This window comes from Arthrobacter sp. TJ-263, from assembly GCF_058269155.1.
In genome coordinates, this window is sequence record NZ_JBZCNE010000003.1 from 151744 (window position 1) to 171905 (window position 20162).

Genomic DNA, 20162 nt, shown 5'->3' on the forward strand with positions numbered 1-20162 from the left:
TCGATCAGGTGCGGGCACGGAGTCGGCTGCGGGTCAGGCGAAAGCGGAGATGCCCGTCAGCGCCCTGCCCACGATCAGGCTGTTGATCTCGTAGGACCCCTCGTAGGTGTAGACGGCCTCCGCGTCGGCGAAGATCTTCGCCATGGAGAAGTCCGTCACGATCCCGTTCCCGCCGAGGATTCCCCGCCCGAGTGCCACCGTCTCGCGCATCCGGGCCGTCGTGAAGGACTTGGCGAAGGCGGCCTGCGGCATGTCGGACGCGCCCTGCTCCTGCAGCTGGGCGATGCGGGTCATGACCCCGAGGCTCGCCGTCGTGTTGCCCATCATCGTGACGAGCTGGTCCTGGACGAGCTGGAAACCCGCGATCGGCCGGCCGAACTGGTGCCGCTCCACGGCGTACTGCCGGGCGACGTCGAACGCGGCCAGTTGCTGGCCGACGGCCTGCCAGCCGACGAGGATCCGGGACCCCAGCAGGAGCTGCCGCGTGTCGTCGAAGGACGCGATGCCGGCGAAACGGTCGGCCTCGTCGACGCGCACGTCGGTCAGCGTGATGTCCGCGTTCTGGACCGTCCGGAGCGCGGTCTTGTTCGCGATGACGGTGCGCGTCACCCCGGGCAGCGTCGCGTCGAGGATGAAGCCCCGCACGCCCCCCGTCTCCGTATCCCGCGCCCACAGGAGCATGTAGTCGCAGAACGTCCCGTTGCCGATCCACCGCTTGGCACCGTTGAGCACCCAGGTGTCGCCGTCGCGCGTGGCGGTGGTCGCCATGCCGCCGGCGACGTCGGAGCCGTGCAGCGGCTCGGTGAGCGCGAACGCCCCCGTGATCGTCAGGTCCATGGCGTCCTGCAGGAGCCGCGCCTTCTGCTCCGCGCTGCCGAACAGGTGCAGGGCCTCGACGAAGAGGTCGTGGTGGACCATGAAGAACGTCGCGATCGAGGTGTCCGCGCGGGTCATCTCCGCGATCACGAGGCCGCTGAACAGATGGCTGTAGCCCTGCTGCACCGGCGTGCTGAGCTGCAGGTCCGCGAGCTTCGGCAGGAGCTCGTGCGGGAACTCGGCCCGGTTCCACCAGTCGACGGCGCGCGGCGAGACCTCCTTGTCCAGGAAGTCCCGCACGTCCTGCAGTTTCGAGCGCTCGCGGGCGGGGAGGAGGAATTCGAAGCCGAGGAAATCGGCGGTGGGCAGCTGGCTCATCATCGAGCCGTCCTTTCGATCGAGCTGAGACCGGGAGCGGCGCTATCTCGGCGCCATGCGGATGGCACCGTCGAGGCGGATCGTCTCACCGTTGAGCATCTGGTTCCCGACGATGTGTGCGGCGAGCGCCGCGTACTCGACGGGCTTGCCGAGCCGGGACGGGTGCGGTACCTGGGCGCCGAGGGAATCCTGGGCCTCCTGCGGCAACCCGGCCATCATGGGCGTCTCGAAGATCCCGGGGGCGATGGTCACCACGCGGATCAGGGACCGCGCGAGTTCACGCGCGAGGGGCAGCGTCATCGCCGCGACCCCGCCCTTCGACGCGGCGTAGGCCGGCTGTCCGATCTGGCCGTCGAACGCCGCGACGGACGCGGTGTTGATGATGACGCCGCGCTCGTCCGAGCCCCCGAGGCCCCGGACGGTGGGGGTGGCGGCCATTGCTTCGGCGGCGAGCCGGACGACGTTGAAGGTGCCCACGAGGTTGACGGTGATGACCCGGGTGAACTGTTCGAGCGGCAGGACGCCGTCGCGCCCGAGGACCTTGCCGGGTGTGGCGATCCCGGCGCAGTTGACCACGATCCGCAGCGGGCCGAGGCCTGCGGCGGCGTCCACGGCGGCCTGGACCTGGGCGGGATCGGCGACGTCGGCGGCGACGAAGCGCACGCGCTCGCCGCTCGGGTCCAGCTCCGCGGCAGCGTCGGCGCCGGCGGACTGCGGCAGATCCACGAGGACCACCGCCGCGCCGTCGTCGACCAGCCGGCGGGCCGTGGCGAGCCCGAGCCCGGAGGCGCCACCGGTGACGAGGGCCACTGCTCCCCTGATGTCCATGCCTGGTCCTTCCGCATTCGATGGACCGCCGTTGGTCCATCCACGCGCCCAGCGTACTGTGACGTGGCCCACTGCGCACCCGGCGGAGGATCTGCTGCGCATCCTGCCCAATCCGGCAGTACTCCGGCGTGACTAGGGTGGTCACATGCCCATTCCCGACCACGCGGCCGCCGCCGCTGCCCGAAGCGTCCGGCACCTGTTCGCCCGGCGGAGCCTGCGGGTGCCGGGGACGCGCCTCGCGGCGGTCGCCTTCCCAGCACCGACCAGTCCCCGGAGCCACTGGCACTACTGGTGGCAGGCGCACTACCTCGACTGCCTGCTGGACGAGCACCAGCGCGATGCCGGGTCGGGCGCGCTGCTCGAGGCCCGGAAGCTGGCCCGCGGCATCTGGCTGAGGAACGGCGGCCGGTGGCGCAACGCCTACTACGACGACATGGCCTGGCTCGCGCTCGCCCTGCAGCGCCTGGACGCGCTGGACGGACGGCGCCGTCCGCGGCGCGGCGTGCGGGTGCTGGGTGACGCGCTCCGCTCGGCGCACACCCCGGACCTCGGCGGCGGCGTCTACTGGAACACCACGCGCGACTACAAGAACACGCCGAGCACGGCCCCCGCGGCCCTCTTCTTCGCACGGGCAGGAGAGACCGGGCGGGCGCAGGAGCTGCTCGACTGGCTGAGGGATCGCCTGTTCGACGCCGCGAGCGGCCTCTACCTCGACGGCGTCAAGGCCGACGGCCGGGTGGAGCGCTCGCTGCACACGTACAACCAGGGCACGGTGCTCGGCGCGCTGGTCGCCGTCGGCGGACCGGCCGGGCTGCGGCACGCGGCGGACCTCGCCGCAGCGGTGGCCGAGGAGGTCGCCGACGGCGACGGCGTGCTGCCGCTGGCGGGCACGGGCGACGCCGGTCTGTTCACGGGGATCCTGGCGCGCTACCTCGCACAGGCCGCCGCGGCGGAGATCGGCGCGGCGCCGGCCACGGAGGCCCGGGCCGTGCTCGCCGCGACGGCGGAGCATGTCTGGTCCGGCCGCCGCACGGACGCTTCCGGGATGCTCGTCTTCCCGCCGCGGCAGGACGGACCGGTCAGCCTGTCCTCCCAGCTCCAGGCCTGGATGATCCTCGAGGCAGCGAGCACGAGCCGCGCACAGGAGGGGAAGGCCCATCGCCCCGGGTGACAGACTGCTCGCATGGAGAACCCACCCCGCGACCACGACCTCGTCATCTACGGAGCGACCGGTTTCGTCGGCGAGCTGATCGCCGCCTACCTCGCGACGCACGCCCCGGCCGGCCTGCGGATCGGGCTCGCGGGCCGGTCGACGGCCAGGCTCGAAGCGGTCCGCTCGCGGCTGCCGGCCGCGGCGCACGCATGGCCCCTCATCGAAGCGGACTCAGGGGACACGGGCTCGATCACCGCCCTGGCCGAGCGCACCCGGGTGCTCTTCACCACCGTCGGCCCCTACGCGAAGTACGGGCTGCCGGTCGTCGAGGCCTGCGCGCGGGCGGGCACCCACTATGGCGACCTGACGGGCGAGGTCTCCTTCGTCCGGGAGGCGATCGACCGCTGCGACGCCCTGGCCCGGTCGAGCGGCGCCCGGATCGTGCACTCGTGCGGTTACGACTCCGTGCCGTCCGATCTGGCGGTACTGCTGCTCCATCAGGCGGCAGAGGCCGACGGCGCCGGCGCCCTGACCGAGGTCCAGCTCGTCGCGACGGCCAAGGGCGGCATCAGCGGAGGCACCCTCGACTCGATGCGCGTGCAACTCGACGGGATGCGGTCGAGCGCCGCGCTGCGGTCCCTCATCGCCGACCCCTATGCCCTCAGCCCGGACCGCGTGCGGGAGCCCGCGACGCCGCAGCCGGCGGACGCCGGTCCGGTGAGCCGCTCCGGCGACGGCCTGTGGACCGCGCCCTTCGTCATGGCCGCCGCGAACACCCGGATCGTGCGCCGCAGCAACGCCCTGCAGGACTGGGCCTACGGCCGCTCCCTGCGGTACGGCGAGGTGATGGGCGTGGCCCGCGGCCCGGCGGGGGCGGTCATCGCCGGGGCGACGGTGCTCGGACTCGGCGCGTTCGCCGGTGCGATGACGTTCCCGGTGACCCGCCGCCTGCTCGACCGCGTGCTGCCGGCCCCGGGGACGGGCCCGAGTGCCGGCACACGGCGCAAGGGGTGGTTCCGCTCCCAGGTGACCGCCCTCACCGAGGGCGGTCACCGGTACCGGGCGGTCGCTGCCGGTCCCGGCGATCCGGGCTACGCCGCCACCGCCGTCATGGCGGGTGAGACGGCGCTGGCCCTGGCACTGGACGGCGACCGGCTCCCCCGGGTGAGCGGATCACTGACGCCGGCCACCGCGCTCGGCGATGTGCTCGTGCAGCGGCTCCGTGCAGCCGGCCACACCTACGAGGTGGCCAGGCTGGCCTGACCGACGTCAGTCGCCGGTCGTCGAGCCCTTCCCCTGCGGGTAGAGCGCCTCCCCGCGCGCCAGCATGGCGACGAACTTCGTGATGTTGCGTTCCTTCGCCGCGTCCGTCCTCAACTGGGACAACCGGAAGATCATGGCGTAGCGGTTCTGCGAGGACAGGGTGCGGAAGGTGGCGAGCGCGGCGTCGTCGGCCTCGATCGCGGCGAGGAGTTCGGGCGGCATCTCGGCGTTCGCCGGTCCCGAGTAGGCCCGCTCCCACCGGCCGTCGGCCTGCGCGGCCGCCACCGCCCGCTCGCCCGCCTCCCGCATGCGGCCCTCGGCGCGGAGCCGCTCGATGTGACCCTGGTTGCGGACGGACCAGATGCTCCGCGGACCGCGCGGCGTGAAGCGCTGGAAGTAGCTGTGCTCGTCCCGGGACTTCGCCTGCCCGTCGATCCACCCGAAGCACAGCGCCTCGTCGAGCGCCTGCGCGTAGGTGAGCCGGGTCGTCGTCCCGCCCTTCTTGTGCTCGATGAGCCAGACCCCGGGCGAGGAGGCGTGGTTCTCCTCCAGCCAGGCCCGCCATGCGGGGGCGTCGGGCAGGAGGAGTTCGGGCAGTTCGGCCTTCATGCGATCACCCTAGGACGACTCCGGTCATTGCGGAACCGGGTGCTGGCATGCTGGACGGACCCGGACCTCACCCCGACCCGAAGGAGGACCGATGCTCCGCGTCCGCCCCCTCGTCCATACGCCGGACCTTCCCGGTGCGGCCCGCTTCTTGCGGACACTCGGTCTCGCTCCGGCGCAGCACCCCGTGCCGACTGCCTCCTGCGCCGTGTTCGACGCCGGGAGCGGCCGCGTGGCCCTCCACGCCTGCACGCCGGGCAGTGAGGAGGACGGCACCGTGACCCTCGCCTTCGACGTCTCCGACGTACGGGAGTTCGCGCGCCGCACCGCGGAGGCGGGCACCGCCGTCGGGTTCTCCGACGACGGCCACGGCCTCGCCGCCCGCGTCACCGCGCCGGACGGGCTGTCCTTCCTCGCCGGCGTCGGGCCGCGCGAGACGGGTGCGCCGCCGTCGCCACTGGCGGTCCTCGCGCTCTGGCACACGCCCGACGTCGGACCGGCCGCGAAGGTGCTGGGAGACATCGGGGGGAAGCCCAGGACCAGCTCCGGTGCCGGCACCTGGCACGACTTCCGGGCGAAGAACGGAGGCCTCGTCGCCGTGAGCGCCGGGCCGCGCACCGCTGTCGACCTGGCCTTCGAGTACGACGGCGATGTGCGGGGGATCCTCGCCGGCCTCGCCGCGGGTGGCCCCGAGGCCGTCGTCGTCGAGGGTGCGGACGGACGATCGCTGCGCGTCCGCGCCCCCTGGGGCGCGGAGGTCCGGATCACCGAGTGGCAGCGGGATTCATCCGGCCGCACCGTGCACTGACCGGGCGCCCCGCGGCGCATCACGAACGAGGGGTCACGTCCGCCGCGGTGAGCCCGCCTACCGCCCGAGTGCGGCCCCGAGCTGCGCGGTGTACAGCGTGGCGACCGCATTGTGCCCGTCCTGCGACAAGTGCACATCGTCCAGGTACTCGGCGTTGGCTGCGCTGGCGAGGCCCGCGACCGAGATGAAGGTGACGCCGTGCTGCGCGGCGTTCAGCGCCAGCACCTCGTCGATGTGACGGCGCTGGACGTGCGAATCATCGCTGCGGGACATGACCCCGTTGATCACGATCCTGCTGTTCGGGTACATCAGCTTCAACTTGGCCCAGAGGGCCGTGCTGTCGGCGATGACCTGCGCGTCCGACTTCCACGATGTCGCGTCGTTGCCGCCCATGGAGACCAGCACCAGGCCCGGGGTGCCGCCAGGGAACGGCATCAAGCCGTTCCGGACCGCGGTCCAGCCGGTTCCACCGGCCCCGACACTGGCGGTCGAATAGCCCATCCCCCCGAAGGCGAGGTGCGAGGCCTGATCGGAGAAGCCCATGGCGCGGGCACCCTGCTCGCTCCAGGAGTCACCGTCGAGCTGTGAATCGCCGTAGAGCACCACCGACGTCGCGGTGGCCTCGACGGAGGTGAAGGGGTAGACGGACGACCCCGGGGGCGCGGCTGGCGGGGCGACTGCCGGCGCGCCCGTCGTGATGATGCCTTTCTGGAACTGGGTGTAGGTCCCTGCCTCGTCCTTCCAGGTATCGCTCGTCGGCCAGCCGTACCTGCCGAAGTTGCTCTCCAGCGTGGTGAAGTGCCCGGTGTCGATGCTCCTCGCACCGGTTGTCGGGCCCCACACGATCATGCCCCCCTGGAAGCGTTGGTAGTACCCACCCTGCCAGGCGGTCTTGTTGCCGGTCGGCAGGCCGAGGAAGGATTGGGCGCCGCCCTTCTGCTCGTAGTAGGTCTGGATGCCACCGTTGGTGGTGGCGAACACCTGGCCGCGGGACCAGAAGACCTTGCCGCCCTCGAAGTCCTGCCGCACGCCCTTCGGGACGGCGACCTCTCCGGACGTGGGATAGCCCAGGAAGCCGCGCTCGTACCGGTTGGCGGCGTAGTAGCTCCTGATGCCGCCGAAGACGGTCTGGGCTCCGGTCGCAGGCGACCAGTAGATGTACCCGTTCTGGAAGTGCTGGAGTCGGCCGCCACGTACGGAGAGCCCGCCGGCGTCGCCGGTGGGGAAGCCCAGGAAACCCCTGGTCCACCCGGTGGCCGAGTACCGGGCACCGATGGCGTCGTCGAGCACGATCTGCGCGCCGGTGCTTCGGGTCCAGAGGACATGGCCTTTCTGGAAGCGCTGGGAGCAACTGATCCCGTCACAGCTCTTGTAGCCGAGGGGGTCGCCGAGCACGGCGCGGTTGGCGTTCCATTTGAGGTACGTCTGGCCATCGACGGTGTAGCCCGCGACCCGGAGCAGGGGTGGGGGTTGCGGCGGGACGGCCGCCTGCGCGGGGGGTGCAAGAGCCCCCGCCCCCGACCACAGAACAAAGGTTGCTACAGCAACGGCGCCGAGCCTCATCATCCTGGACATCAAGACCCCATAACTCGCGAAAGCGTTACTGAGACCCTGATGCGTCAATACGGAACGATCACCCCGCCTGCCTGTTTCGTTCCGTGTTTCGGTGACTATACGGGCGTATCGCGCTCTTGTGACCACCAATCGGGCAGGGAATTCTTCGACAGCGGCTTTCCGTCCGAACCCGGAGACCGCGTCGGCCTGCCTTTATCGGGTGAGGAGTTCCTCGACCGCTCCTGCACCTCCGGGCGGATTCAGCCGCTGGCCGAAGAACCGCGCGCCGCCTGCCCCGGGCGGAGGCACTGCGATAGAACTGGGGTATGAACGTTCGTACCCCTGACCCCAATCCGGGTTGGCTCTCCGAAGATGACCTGTACGAGGCCCGCCGCCGCCTGCCGATGGTGTACGTGGAGGCGATTCCCGTGCGGTGCGACGCCCTCGGGTACGTGAACGAGGTGGGACTGCTGCTGCAGGCCAGCGAGCAGGGCGAGATGGTACGCACCTTCGTCTCAGGACGCGTCATGTACCGGGAGACCATCCGGGCCGCACTGCTGCGACACCTCGAGAAGGACCTGGGGCCGCTGGCCCTGCCCCAGCTGCCGCCGTCGCCCGTGCCGTTCACGATCGCCGAGTACTTCCCCTCCCCCTCGGAGACGGGACTGACCGACGACCGCCAGCACGCCGTCGCCCTCGCGTACCTGATCCCCGTCACCGGGGAGTGCAACCCGCGCCAGGATGCGCTGGAACTGTCCTGGCTGACGCCGTCCGAAGCGCTGAGCCCGTCGATCCAGGCCGAGTTCTCGGGAGGACGCGCGGACCTGCTGCGCCAGGCACTCGCCCACGCCGGCTGGGGACGCTGAGCCGACGGCACCTGCCGGCTCCTCGTTCCCGTATCGTCGTATGGGCGCGCTGGGGCGCCGGGAACATCCAGGGGGCTAGAGGCAGAGGTTGGCACGACGTACATGATGGTTAACAGGGTGGACAGGACAGGACTGCGCGCGGTCCCGGCGGAGATGCTGGCGGCCGGTGATCTGCTGGCGCTCCCCGACGGCGGGGACACGGCCGAGGTCACGGCGATCGGGATCGAGAACGACGACTTCGGGGTGCCCGCACTCGTCGTCGCGACGGTCGCCGGAGACCACCGCATCACGATCGCCACGGGCTCGATGGTCTATGTGGAGCCCGCGGACGCCGAGATCGGGGTCTCCGCCGTCGCCGCCGACCACGGATCCCCCGAAGCGCTCGTCGCCCAGGTGGCCCAGGCGCACCCGGACAGCACGGACATCCAGGACGTCGCCGGGCGGTTGGCCCGCGGCATCAACCTCAAGTCCGGCAGCAACCTCCAGGACCTGCACCAGCTCGCGCTGGCCCTGTTCGTCGACGAGGGCGACGCCGCAGCGGCCCTGGGCATCGCCGACCTCCTGGCGGAGCTGCCGTTCGACGGCAACTTCGGCCGCTGGAAGTGGATCGAGGGCGGCCTCGCGATCGCCGCCTACCTCACCCGGCACGACGAGGAGCGCTCCCTCCGCTACTCCGCCGCGATCCGCGCGGCCGACGACGCCGAGACGGACCCGCTGCGCGCCAAGACCAGCGCCATGTACCGGCAGCGGCAGCTCAACGAACCCAATGTCTACGACCCCGAGATCCTCCGTGCCTCAACCGCCGGACGGATCGACGTCGAACGCGACTGGCGCGTGCTCCGCATCGGCGTCCTGCTCTACCTGCGCGCCCACGGCGGCTCCGAGACACTGAGCCGGGACGTGCTGGAGCGGCGCATCGCCGCGGAGCTCGCCGCCGTCGCCGCCCTCAACGCGCAGCTCGCCGAGCGGTAGCGGTCCGGCCGACCGCCGTCGGGCTGGCAAAATGGGGTGGTGCATCCACAGTCCCAGCAGTCCTCGTTCGCCTTCTCCGTCCGTCACCGCCTCGAGGACATGACGCCGGGAGCCGGGAGCGGCGGGCCGCGGCACGGGCGCACCGGGACGATCACCACCCCGCACGGCGAGATCCGCACGCCCGCCTTCATCCCGGTGGGCACCAAGGCGACCGTGAAGGCCGTGCTGCCCGCGGCGATGGCCGAGCTCGGCGCCCAGGCACTGCTCGCCAACGCCTACCACCTGTACCTGCAGCCGGGCGCGGACATCCTCGACGAGGCCGGCGGGCTCGGTGCGTTCATGAACTGGCCCGGCCCCACCTTCACCGACTCCGGCGGCTTCCAGGTCATGAGCCTCGGATCGGGGTTCAAGAAGGTGATCACCATGGACGTCCCGGTGGACTCGGACAAGGCGGGCGCCGACGACCGCGTCGCCGTCGGCAAGGAGCGCCTCGCGCACATCGACGACGACGGCGTCTGGTTCAAGAGCCACCTCAACGGCGACCGACACCGCTTCACGCCGGAGATCTCCATGCAGGTGCAGCACCAGCTCGGTGCGGACATCATGTTCGCCTTCGACGAGCTGACCACCCTCATGAATTCGCGCGGCTACCAGGAGGAGTCCCTCGAACGGACCCGGCTCTGGGCCCAGCGGTGCATCGTCGAACACCAGCGGCTCACCGAGGAGCGCAGCCACCGCCCCTACCAGGCCCTGTTCGGGGTCATCCAGGGCGCGCAGTACGAGGATCTCCGACGGAAGGCGTCCGCCGATCTCGGCGCCATGGACTTCGACGGGTTCGGCATCGGCGGTGCCCTCGAGAAGGAGAATCTCGGGACGATCCTCGGCTGGTGCAGCGACGAGCTGCCCGAGGACAAGCCGCGCCATCTGCTCGGCATCTCGGAGCCCGACGACCTCTTCACCGCGATCGAGAACGGCGCGGACACCTTCGACTGCGTCTCGCCCACCAGGGTGGCCCGCAATTCCGCGTTCTACACCCCCCACGGCCGCTGGAATCTCTCCAACGCACGGTTCAAGCGGGATTTCACGCCCCTCGTCGACGGATGCGACTGCTACACCTGCGGGAACTATTCACGCGCCTACATCCATCACCTGTTCAAGGCGAAGGAAATGGTGTCCGCGACCCTCATCTCGATCCATAACGAACGATTCGTCGTGCGCATGGTCGACGACGCCCGCGAGGCCATCGACAACGGGACGTTCCACGAATTGAAAGCCGAAGTGCTGGGGTCCTACTACCGGTAGAACTCGTTCCTGACAGGAAGCTGCGGAATTCTTGTCGAATTGCGGGCCGGATCACGGGAGATCGCTGATAATCTCCGACTGTACGATATTCCCGGTCAGAAGCCCCTGGTTCCCGAACGTGGAGTTCACGGCAGGAAATGGGGGAACAATGCGGAGTCCCACGCCGCTCTTCTTGTGGACGGCCGCGGGCGTCCTCGCCCTTTCCGGCTGCACTTCGCCGCCCGCCGATGCGCCGGGCGCACCGGCATCAGGACCGTCGGCCCCGGGATCGACGACGGCGCCCGAACCGTCCGTCCCGGCGACGACGTCGGGGGCTGCGGCGACGGTACCGGGTCCGCCGGCAACGGTCGCCCCGGATCCGGGACCGAGTGTCGAGGCAACCCTCGAAACCGGCATGGAGTCCGTGCCCGCGAGTCCCACCGCCATCGCCAATGAGGCCCTCGGCGATGTGGTGTGCGCGGCGGATGCAGCGGGCGTCTGGTCCTTCTCCGGGACGCTGACGAACACGGCCGACACCGAGGTGACGTTCTCCGTCGTCGTCGCGGTCGGCAGCACCAGCAGCGTGGCCGGCCGCGCGCGCATCGAACGAACAGTACCAGCCGGCGGCACGGCTGAAGTCCGCGCTGACGCCTTCGCCGATGGGGCCCCAGCATCTTCCACATGTCAGGCGGTTGTCTCCCGGTGAACCATTCATCCACGTCCCTTCCGGCGCGCGCGCTCGCTGTAGTCTCGCTGGCCGCGCTCCTCCTCTCCGGACTCGCTCCGGGTGCGGCCGCGGCGCCCGCGCCCTCCGTCACGAGCACGGAGCAGAGCCCTCCCGCAACCACACCCCCGGCGACGGCCGATCCGGGCACGACTCCCCCTGCTGCCGGGCTGCGGACACCCGCGCCCGAGAGCCCGGAAGCAGTTCCGGAGCCGTCGACCTCCGGGACGGTCCCGTCCGAGCGTCCAGCGACAACGGCGCCTGCGGTCCCGGACCCGGCTGAACCGTCGGACCAGGCGCCGGTCGCCCCGGCCGGCACGGGAAGTGACGTCCCACCTGAGGGAACCGCACCGGAGGGAACCGCACCGGCGGTGCCCGAGGCGCAGGAGCCGACTGCCCCGGCGGACGCACGAGACTCCGAGGTCGGCGCTGCTGCAGCGGGCCCCTTCACCCCCATCGGAGGCATTGCCGCCAAGTGGAGGGCGCTCGGCGGGGCCGGAGGTGTGCTGGGAGCACCGACGTCCAACGAATCCTGCACTGCAGGACACTGCGTGGAGACCTTCGTCGGTGGAGAGATCCACTACACCCCCTCCACCGGAGCGCACGCCGTACTGCTCGCCTCCGGCAACACCGGCCCCCGGTGGGCAGCCGGCGGGGGCCTGCGCGCCTTCGGCTACCCGATCACCGATGAACAGTGCACCCCGGGCGGCTGCTCCCAGCGGTTCTCCAGCGGGATCGACCTCACCTGGAGCACGACGGCCGGGCACCAGCGGGTATGGACCCGGGGTGCCGTCGGTGGCGCGCTGTACAACCTGTACGGCGGCTACGCTGCCGTCGGCTACCCGTCCTCGGCCGAGATATGCGGCAAGCGGGACAACGGCTGCGTCCAGGAGTTCGGCGGACTCAGGATCATGTGGTCCGCGTCGTCCGGCGCCTACGGGGTATGGGCCCCCGGAGCGATCGGCGGCGCGTATTCGCGGACCGGCGCAGAGAACGGCTGGCTCGGTTATCCGACGTCCAAAGAGACCTGCGGACTGCGGTCGGCCGGCTGCAAGCAGACCTACCAGCGCGGGGTGATCTCCTGGTCATCCGCAACAGGCGCCCACATCAGCCGCGGCGGGATGCTCTCCGCCTGGGCAGCGCGCGGCGCCCAGAACGGTGTACTCGGCTACCCCCTCGAGAACGAGGTGTGTGGACAGCCGAACGGCGGGTGCGTCCAGAAGTACCAGGGCGGCTCGACCTACTGGTCCCCGGCGACGGGCGGACATTCGACGAACGGCGACATCGGTGCCCGCTACAGGAACCAGGGCGCCCACACCGGCTACCTGGGCTACCCGCTGGAAACCGAAGTCTGCGGACAGCGCAACGGTGGCTGCTACCAGCGGTTCCAGGGTGGCGTGATCCTCTGGTCACCCGCGACCGGGTCCCAGCCCGTGCGCGGAGGCATGAAGACCAGATACGAAGCGATGGGCCGGCATCTGAGCTACCTCGCCTACCCCCTGACGCCGGAGCGCTGCGAGGGCGGCACGTGCGTGCAACCCTTCCAGGGCGGCTACATCTCTTGGAACGGCTCCGCCAGCCGGGATCACCGGCACACCGAATGCACCACGCTCAACAATGGGCGTTCCAAGTACCCGACGGGCGGCGCGAAGAGGGTCCTTCTCACCATCGCCGGCGGGTACGGCCAGAGTTCCGCCAAGGCCGTGTACTGCCAGCGGGTGGCGGGAACCTATGTCACCGACTGGCAGACGGACGCGACGGTAGGAGCCAGCGGCTTCAAGCGGCCGGGAGTCCCCTCCGGGCCGACCCGCTTCAACTACTCCCCCACCGGGTCCTACTCCGTGACCGAGGCCTTCGGCCTGGGCAACCCCGGCACCGCGCTGCCCTACCGCACGCTCAACCCCCGCTCTCGCTGGGGCGGCAACCCCTACACGAGCACCTACAACAAGTACTTCGAGTCCTCCACCTGGGTGGGCTACGACGAGGACATGTGGTACTTCGCGACACGGGCGACCCACGACTACCGTCAGGGCGCCGTGATCAACTACAACCGGCCGCCGGACTCACCCATCGTCCAGGATGCAGGCTTCGCCATCTTCCTGCACCAGAACAAGGTTCCGACGGCCGGGTGCATCGCGCTCGACGACTGGGCCGTCGTGGACTACCTGAGGAAGTCGACGCCCGGGGACCGCATCATCATGGGCGTCGCATCGGACCTGTTCCGGTAGCAGCACTCCTGCCGCACCGAGAGGACCCCCGACGGGAGACCGGCGGGGGTTCTCCCGTTCCGGGGACCCCTCCGCGTGCTCCGGACGAACGGGGGACCCTCTGCCACGGCCCGGATTCGAACGTGTTCAGTTCTGGTTTACACTCGGAATTGAACACGTTCGAAAAAGGAGACCGATGCCCTCGCCGACGGCCAAGAGCGAAGCGACCCGGGAGTTGCTGGTCTCCACCGCGCTCCGGCTGTTCCGCGAGCACGGCTACGAGAAGACGACCATGCGGGCCATCGCCGCCGCCGCGGACGTCTCCACCGGAAGCGCCTACTACTACTTCGCCTCGAAGGACGACCTCGTCCACGAGCTGTACCGCAGCCTCCAGGAGGAACACCGCTCACTGGCCCTCCCCCGTCTCCGCGAGGGCCAGAATCTCGGTGAACTCCTGCGGATCGTCCTGAACACGGGGGTGGGCGTGATGGGTCCGTACCACGACTTCGGTTCGAACTTCATCAACATCGCCATCAAGCCGTCCGCGACGACGAGCCCGTTCGGCAGCGAGTCCGCCGTGGCCCGGGCCCGCGCCATCTCGCTCTTCAGGCAGGCCGTGGCGATGTCGCGGCCGCAGCCGCCCCTGGCCATCCGGGACGACCTCCCCGAACTCCTCTGGTACGCCTACATGGGCATCACCCTCTTCTGGGTCTACGACTCCTCCCCCGACCAGATCCGGACGCGCCGGCTCATCGACCAGGCCGCGCCGCTCCTCTCGAAGCTCGTGATCCTCTCCCGGCTTCCCGTGGTGCGGAAGATCGTCGAGGACATCGTGCAGCTGATCCGGGGGACCCGGCAATGACGGAGGACCCGGCAGGAACGGCGGACGCCGGGCGGCGCGCACCGAACCCCCGCCATCGGGTGACGTTCGGGATCGGCGCCGTCGCCGTCGGGTTCCTCGTGGGACTCTCCACCCTCGCGCTGGCCTTCGCCCTCTCCTGGGGGCCGGACGCCCCGGGCGTCTTCTTCCTGGCACTCTGGTACGGCGTCGGCGTCGGCGTGATCACCGGCCTGCCCCTCGGCATCGTGCTCGGGCTCCTGCTGCGCCCCGTCGCCAACCAGTGGGTGCACATCGGGGTCTTCTTCGCCGGCTTCACCCTGGTGTCCTTCGTCATCATCACCCTGCTGTCCCCGTCCCGGGTGCTCCTCGAGAGCCTCCCCATCGCCCTGATCATCGGAGGTGCGGGCGCCCTGGCCCGTGCCAGCGTCTGGAAGCTGGTCCACGTGCACGGAACCGAGCAATGAACCCTGCAACGAACCCTGCGATGTATGACGACACGACCATCCGAACGGTGGTCATCGCCGGAGCCTCGGGATTCATCGGGGCGGACCTGGTCCGGCGTTTCCGTGCCCTCGGGACGGAGGTCCGGACGATCGGCCGGTCCGGGCGCGTGACCTGGGGGGACACGGACGCCATCGCGGAGGCGCTCGACGGCGTCGACCTCCTCGTCAACCTGGCCGGACGCAGCGTCGACTGCCGGTACAACAGGCGGAACGCCGACGCGATCTTCTCCTCCCGGGTCGACACCACGGAGGAACTCGGCCGAGCCCTCGCACTGTGTCGCCGGAACGGCGGCACTCCGCCGGGTGTCTGGATCAACGCGAGCACCGGCACGATCTACCGCCACGCCACCGACAGGCCCCAGACGGAGCACGACGGTGACCTCGGCACCGGTTTCTCGGTGTCGGTCGCGCGGGCCTGGGAGCAGGCGCTGTCCGACGCGGACGTGCCGGGCATCCGGAAGGTGGCCCTGCGCCTGTCGATCGTGCTCGGACCCGGAAGCGTGATGACGCCGCTGGTCATGCTGGCGAGGACCGGGCTCGGCGGCCCGATGGGTCCGGGGACGCAGAAGTTCAGCTGGATCCACCTCGACGACGTCTTCCGTGCCATCGTGTTCATCGCCGGGACGCCCTCGCTGAACGGGCCGGTGAACGCGGCAGCCCCCGACGTCGTCACCAACGCCGAGCTCATGGCCGCCCTCCGCACGCGCCTCCGCATCCCGGTCGGGCTCCCCACCCCGGCATGGCTCCTCGAGCTGGGCGGCAGGATCATCCGGACGGAAGCAGAGCTGGTCCTCAAGAGCCGGTGGGTGGCCCCGCGCAAGCTCGTCGACGCCGGCTTCACCTTCGACCATCCGACGCTGGGACCGGCGCTCGACGACATCCTCACCCCGGACCGGGTGGCCGCCGTGGAGCCGAGTCGGGCAGACTAGGACGATGTCCGAACTCCAGCCCTCCGCAGCCCCCGCCGTCACCCTCACCATCGCCGGTTCCGAGGCCACGGGCGGCGCAGGAGCCCAGGCGGATCTCAAGACGTTCCAGGAGCTCGGCGTCTACGGCGTCGTGGCCCTCACCTGCATCGTCTCCTTCGACCCGAAGAACGAGTGGCAGCACCGCTTCGTCCCGGTGGACCAGCAGGTCATCGCGGACCAGCTCGAGGCCATCCAGTCCTGCTACCCCCTGCGCACCGTCAAGCTGGGCATGCTCGGCACCCCGGCGACCATCGACACCGTGGCCTCCGCACTGACGAGCCAGGAGTGGGACAACGTGGTCCTGGATCCGGTGCTCATCTGCAAGGGGCAGGAGCCCGGCGCCGCGCTCGACACCGACGAGGCACTCAAGGCGACCATCCTGCCGCTGGCGACCTTCGTCACCCCGAACCACTTCGAGGCGGAGTCGCTCTCCGGCATCAGCATCGGGTCACTCGAGGACCTGGAGGAGGCTGCCCGGATCATCCACCGCCGGAGCGGTGCCGTGGTCCTCGCCAAGGGCGGCGTGCGCATCGACGGCCCGGACGCCGTCGACGTCTACTTCGACGGCGAGACGCTCGAGGTCTTGTCCTCCCCCAAGGTGGGCGAGGTCGCCGTCAGCGGCGCCGGCTGTACCCTCGCAGCGGCGATCACCGCGGAACTCGCGAAGGGCTCGACACCGCTGGACGCCGCCCGCACGGCCAAGGCCTTCGTGACCGAGGGTATCCGCAACCGCATCGCCTCCAACGCCCCGTTCGATGCCGTCTGGCAGGGCGGCGCGGGGTCCACCCGGTAGCCGGCACGCGATGGGCGCCGCCGCGGGGCAGGAGAGCGCCGGAGCAGGGGCCACCCCGGCTCCGGCCGGCGCCGCCGGCGGGCAGGGATCTTCGGCGCGGCGTCCCGTGCACGACGACCGACGCGGCGAGAGCGGGAACCAGCGCCTGGACCGCAACTGGCAGGAGATGCTGCAGGAGCTGCGCGTGATGCAGGCCGGCATCCAGATCCTGGCAGGGTTCCTGCTGGTCCTGCCCTTCCAGCGGCGCTTCGAGGAGCTCGACGACCTCCAGGTGGCCGTCTACCTGTGCCTGCTGTGCCTGTCCGTGCTGATCCAGGCACTGTTGCTGTCCACCGTGAACCTGCACCGGGCGCTGTTCCGCCTCCATGTCAAGGGGACGCTGGTCAGGCACACCTCCGCGATCATCCCGGTGGCCACGGCGCTCGTGGGACTCGTCCTCGCGGGGACCCTGTGGCTGGTCTTCGACCTCGTGCTGGGCCGGACTGCCGGCCTCGTCGTGGCAGGAGCGCTCCTGCTCGTGGAGGCGGTCCTCTGGATCGCCTACCCCCTGGCCCTCCGCCGTCGCGCGCTCACGAAGCGCCGCTGATCCGCCGCCGAGGGCGGCCGGCAAGCGCCCCGCGTCAGCGCGAGTGCGCTGCGAGGAACGCGTACACCTCGGTCTCGTCGACGCCCGGGAACGCCCCCGGCGGCATCGCCGCGAGCAGGTGCGAGTGGGCTCGCGCGCTCGGCCAGGCATGCCCGGCCCACTCCCGCGCGAGATCCGCGGGCGGCCGGCGGCAGCATGACTCGTCGGGACAGAAGGACTTCTCGCGGATGTCCGTATCCCGTCCGCGGAACCATTTCACGTGCGCGTACGGCACCCCGATGCTGAGCGAGAACTCGCCGCTCGCCGCCCGCTCGGTCCGCGCCGTGCACCAGTAGGTGCCGCTCGGGGTGTCCGTGTACTGGTTGTACGCGCGGAACTTGTCCTGGACGTCGAACACCACGCGTGAGGTCCAGCGGCGGCACGACGGCTGACCCTCGATGGCGCCGGTGTGGTCCTGGGGGAAGGTCACGCCGTCGTTCTCGTAGGCCTTGTAGATGATGCCGCTCTTGTGCGTCTTCTGGAAGTGCGTGGGGATGTCGAGGTGCTCGGTGGCGAGGTTCGTGAAGCGGTGCGCGGCCGTCTCGTAGGACACCGCGAAGTTGTCGCGGATATCCTCCACGGAGATCTCCTTCGCCGCCTTCGCCCGCTTCAGGAACTCGACGGTGGGCCGCTCCGGGAGCAGGAGCGCCGCGGCGAAGTAGTTGGTGGCGACCCGTTGGCGCAGGAATTCGCCGTAGTTCTCGGGTGTCCGGTGCTCCAGGACGTAGTGCCCGAGCGCCTGCAGCAGCACCGAGCGGGGGTCGTGATCGGTCCGCTGCGACTGCGTGAGGTAGATGCGCCGGTTCTTGAGGTCCGTGACGGACCGGGTGGAATGCGGGAGGTCGCCCACGTGGTGCAGGGAGAAGCCGAGATGCGCGGCGATGTCCGCGATCAGGTGCTGGGACACGGGCCCCGTGCTGTACCCGACGGCGTCGAGCACGGTCTGCGCCTGGACCTCGATCTCCTGGAAGTAGTTGTTCCGCTCCCGCATGACGGCACGCAGTTCGGCGTTGGCCCGCCGCGCCTCCTCCGGCGTGGCCACCTGCTCGTTCAACCGGCGCTCGAGCTCTCCCTGCAGGCCCACGAGTGATTCCAGCACCTCCACCGGCAGCCTCGACGAGATGCGGACCTTCGGCAACCCCAGCGACTCGTAGAGGGGGCCGCGCTGCGCGCGCTCCAGCGCGATCTCCAGAGCGGCCCGGCGCGACGGCGGCTCCGCGCCGAGCAGTTCGTCGATCGTCACCCCGAGCGCCGCCGCGAGCCGCTGGAGCATGCCGAGCTTGGGCTCCCGCTTGCCGTTCTCCACGAGGGACAGCTGCGACGCGACCGTGCCGACGGCGGCGCCCAGGTCATCGAGGGTCAGGTCCTTGGCCTTGCGGAGGTGCCGCACACGCCGCCCCAGGCTGATGAGGTCCAGGGCCTCGCCCCCGACGTCCGGCGGGGTTGCGGAGGTCCCCGAGGCGGGCTGGGTCCAGGCGGAAGTCGTCATTTCTTGACGATAAGCGAAGAAGTGCGTTTCTTGCCAGAGCCGGAGAGTAGGAACGTCGGCAGAAGTGGCGAATTGTTGATTCCACACCCGCCGGGGCAGCCGGCCACCCACGAAGGAGACAGCAATGACGCAGGAACCCTCCCCCTCGAATCCCTCCACCGGGCTGCAGGGCCCGGCAGCGGACGCCGCCCGGGAACTGGACCTCGAGTGGTCGGCCGATGCGCGCTGGGAAGGCGTACGGCGCGACTACTCGGCAGCCGACGTCGTCCGCCTGCGCGGCACCGTCCAGGAGGAACACACGCTCGCGCGGCGCGGCGCCGAGAAGCTGTGGCGCCAGCTCACCGACGAGGCCCGCACCGGCGGGTACACCAACGCCCTCGGCGCCCTCACCGGCAACCAGGCCGTGCAGCAGGTCAAGGCCGGACTGCGCGCCATCTACCTCTCCGGCTGGCAGGTGGCTGCGGACGCCAACAACGCCGGGCAGACCTACCCGGACCAGTCGCTGTACCCGGCGAACTCCGTGCCCACCGTCGTCCGCCGCATCAACAACGCGCTGCTCCGCGCCGACCAGATCGAATGGGCCGAGGGCACCTCGACCGTCGAGGACTGGCTCGTGCCGATCGTCGCCGATGCCGAGGCCGGCTTCGGCGGGCCGCTCAACGCCTACGAACTCATGAAGTCGATGATCCAGGCCGGTGCCGCCGGCATCCACTGGGAGGACCAGCTCGCGTCGGAGAAGAAGTGCGGGCACCTCGGCGGCAAGGTCCTGATCCCCACCCAGCAGCACGTGCGGACCCTGAACGCGGCGAGGCTCGCGGCCGACGTCGCGGGGACGCCGTCGGTCATCGTCGCCCGCACCGACGCCGAGGCCGCCACGCTCATCACGTCCGACGTCGACGAGCGGGACCAGCCGTTCGTCACCGGTGAGCGCACGCCCGAGGGCTTCTACCACGTGCGCAACGGCCTCGAGGCGTGCATCGCCCGCGGCCGGGCCTACGCGCCGTACGCGGACCTGCTCTGGATGGAGACCGGCACCCCGGACCTCGACCTGGCGCGGCGCTTCGCCGAAGGGATCAAGGCGGAGTTCCCGGACCAGATGCTCGCCTACAACTGCTCGCCGTCGTTCAACTGGCGCAAGCACCTCGACGACGCCACGATCGCCACGTTCCAGCGCGAGCTCGGCGCCATGGGGTTCACGTTCCAGTTCATCACCCTCGCGGGCTTCCACGCCCTCAACTACTCGATGTTCGACCTCGCCCACGGCTACGCCCGCAACGGCATGAGCGCCTACGTGGACCTGCAGGAGCGCGAGTTCGCCGCCGAGTCCCGCGGCTACACCGCCACCCGTCATCAGCGCGAGGTCGGCACCGGCTACTTCGACCAGGTGGCCACGGCTCTCAACCCCGGCGGCAGCACGCTCGCGCTCGCCGGCTCCACCGAGACGCAGCAGTTCCACTGACCCTCCCCGCAGCATCGGCATCCGACCT

The 20162-nt window shown here is 70.5% G+C and carries 19 protein-coding genes; 13 read left to right on the forward strand and 6 right to left on the reverse strand.

From position 1 onward, the window contains the following. Positions 1-33: 33 nt before the first annotated feature. Together AC4D2F_RS14790 and AC4D2F_RS14795 are read right to left on the reverse strand one after the other, a co-directional pair. Positions 34-1194: an acyl-CoA dehydrogenase family protein gene (locus AC4D2F_RS14790; protein ID WP_490911613.1), complete on the reverse strand. Its 1161-nt coding sequence runs from the start codon at positions 1192-1194 to the stop codon at positions 34-36. Between the two features lie 42 nt (positions 1195-1236). Continuing rightward, a complete protein-coding gene (locus AC4D2F_RS14795) occupies positions 1237-2022 on the reverse strand; it encodes an SDR family NAD(P)-dependent oxidoreductase (RefSeq protein WP_104167048.1) in 786 nt (261 codons plus the stop codon). Positions 2023-2167: 145 nt separating this feature from the next. Here AC4D2F_RS14795 and AC4D2F_RS14800 point away from each other — a divergent pair, with 145 nt between their 5' ends. Continuing rightward, entirely contained in the window at positions 2168-3193 is a 1026-nt protein-coding gene (locus AC4D2F_RS14800) for a glycoside hydrolase family 76 protein (RefSeq protein ID WP_490911217.1), read from the forward strand. Positions 3194-3205: 12 nt separating this feature from the next. After that, positions 3206-4438 (forward strand): saccharopine dehydrogenase family protein, encoded by a 1233-nt coding sequence (locus AC4D2F_RS14805; protein WP_490911218.1) that lies wholly within the window; start codon positions 3206-3208, stop codon positions 4436-4438. A 6-nt stretch (positions 4439-4444) separates the two neighbouring features. On the opposite strand, the gene AC4D2F_RS14810 is transcribed toward AC4D2F_RS14805, so the two are convergent. Continuing rightward, positions 4445-5047 (reverse strand): YdeI/OmpD-associated family protein, encoded by a 603-nt coding sequence (locus AC4D2F_RS14810; RefSeq protein ID WP_490911219.1) that lies wholly within the window; start codon positions 5045-5047, stop codon positions 4445-4447. 91 nt (positions 5048-5138) lie between these two features. Here AC4D2F_RS14810 and AC4D2F_RS14815 point away from each other — a divergent pair, with 91 nt between their 5' ends. Beyond that, positions 5139-5852, forward strand: coding sequence for a VOC family protein (locus AC4D2F_RS14815; RefSeq protein ID WP_490911221.1), 714 nt, complete (start codon positions 5139-5141; stop codon positions 5850-5852). Between the two features lie 57 nt (positions 5853-5909). Here the strand turns inward: AC4D2F_RS14815 and AC4D2F_RS14820 are convergent, their stop codons facing one another. Next, positions 5910-7427, reverse strand: a complete 1518-nt coding sequence (locus AC4D2F_RS14820; RefSeq protein WP_490911223.1) for a GDSL-type esterase/lipase family protein — start codon at positions 7425-7427, stop codon at positions 5910-5912. Positions 7428-7732: 305 nt separating this feature from the next. Between AC4D2F_RS14820 and AC4D2F_RS14825 the strand changes: the two genes are divergently transcribed. The 3 genes from AC4D2F_RS14825 to tgt all read left to right on the forward strand — a co-directional run bounded on the left by AC4D2F_RS14825 (position 7733) and on the right by tgt (position 10546). After that, a complete protein-coding gene (locus AC4D2F_RS14825) occupies positions 7733-8272 on the forward strand; it encodes an NUDIX hydrolase family protein (RefSeq protein WP_104167058.1) in 540 nt (179 codons plus the stop codon). Positions 8273-8389: 117 nt separating this feature from the next. After that, complete coding sequence (locus AC4D2F_RS14830) at positions 8390-9244, forward strand: DUF6707 family protein (RefSeq protein ID WP_490911224.1); 855 nt, start codon at positions 8390-8392, stop codon at positions 9242-9244. A gap of 99 nt (positions 9245-9343) precedes the next feature. After that, positions 9344-10546, forward strand: coding sequence for a tRNA guanosine(34) transglycosylase Tgt (tgt, locus tag AC4D2F_RS14835; RefSeq protein ID WP_490911614.1), 1203 nt, complete (start codon positions 9344-9346; stop codon positions 10544-10546). A gap of 51 nt (positions 10547-10597) precedes the next feature. Here the strand turns inward: tgt and AC4D2F_RS14840 are convergent, their stop codons facing one another. Next, positions 10598-11128: a hypothetical protein gene (locus tag AC4D2F_RS14840; protein WP_490911226.1), complete on the reverse strand. Its 531-nt coding sequence runs from the start codon at positions 11126-11128 to the stop codon at positions 10598-10600. Positions 11129-11206: 78 nt separating this feature from the next. On the opposite strand from AC4D2F_RS14840, the gene AC4D2F_RS14845 reads away from it, so the two are divergent. From AC4D2F_RS14845 to AC4D2F_RS14870, 6 genes are all read left to right on the forward strand, one after another. Further along, entirely contained in the window at positions 11207-13477 is a 2271-nt protein-coding gene (locus tag AC4D2F_RS14845; RefSeq protein ID WP_490911228.1) for a L,D-transpeptidase family protein, read from the forward strand. A gap of 175 nt (positions 13478-13652) precedes the next feature. Next, positions 13653-14318: a TetR/AcrR family transcriptional regulator gene (locus AC4D2F_RS14850; protein WP_104167064.1), complete on the forward strand. Its 666-nt coding sequence runs from the start codon at positions 13653-13655 to the stop codon at positions 14316-14318. Then, on the forward strand, positions 14315-14761 hold the full coding sequence (locus AC4D2F_RS14855) for a hypothetical protein (RefSeq protein WP_490911230.1): 447 nt from the start codon (positions 14315-14317) through the stop codon (positions 14759-14761). Before AC4D2F_RS14850 ends, AC4D2F_RS14855 begins: the two co-directional genes overlap by 4 nt. Positions 14762-14781: 20 nt before the next feature. After that, the gene (locus AC4D2F_RS14860) at positions 14782-15729 is read left to right on the forward strand and encodes a TIGR01777 family oxidoreductase (RefSeq protein ID WP_490911232.1); all 948 of its coding nucleotides are present in this window, start codon (positions 14782-14784) and stop codon (positions 15727-15729) included. A 4-nt stretch (positions 15730-15733) separates the two neighbouring features. Further along, positions 15734-16561, forward strand: coding sequence for a hydroxymethylpyrimidine/phosphomethylpyrimidine kinase (locus AC4D2F_RS14865; RefSeq protein ID WP_490911235.1), 828 nt, complete (start codon positions 15734-15736; stop codon positions 16559-16561). 10 nt (positions 16562-16571) lie between these two features. Then, positions 16572-17147, forward strand: coding sequence for a DUF6328 family protein (locus AC4D2F_RS14870; protein WP_490911237.1), 576 nt, complete (start codon positions 16572-16574; stop codon positions 17145-17147). Positions 17148-17181: 34 nt separating this feature from the next. Here the strand turns inward: AC4D2F_RS14870 and AC4D2F_RS14875 are convergent, their stop codons facing one another. Next, positions 17182-18675: a helix-turn-helix domain-containing protein gene (locus tag AC4D2F_RS14875; RefSeq protein WP_490911239.1), complete on the reverse strand. Its 1494-nt coding sequence runs from the start codon at positions 18673-18675 to the stop codon at positions 17182-17184. 124 nt (positions 18676-18799) lie between these two features. Here AC4D2F_RS14875 and aceA point away from each other — a divergent pair, with 124 nt between their 5' ends. After that, the gene (gene aceA / locus AC4D2F_RS14880; protein WP_490911241.1) at positions 18800-20134 is read left to right on the forward strand and encodes an isocitrate lyase; all 1335 of its coding nucleotides are present in this window, start codon (positions 18800-18802) and stop codon (positions 20132-20134) included. Positions 20135-20162 lie beyond the last annotated feature (28 nt).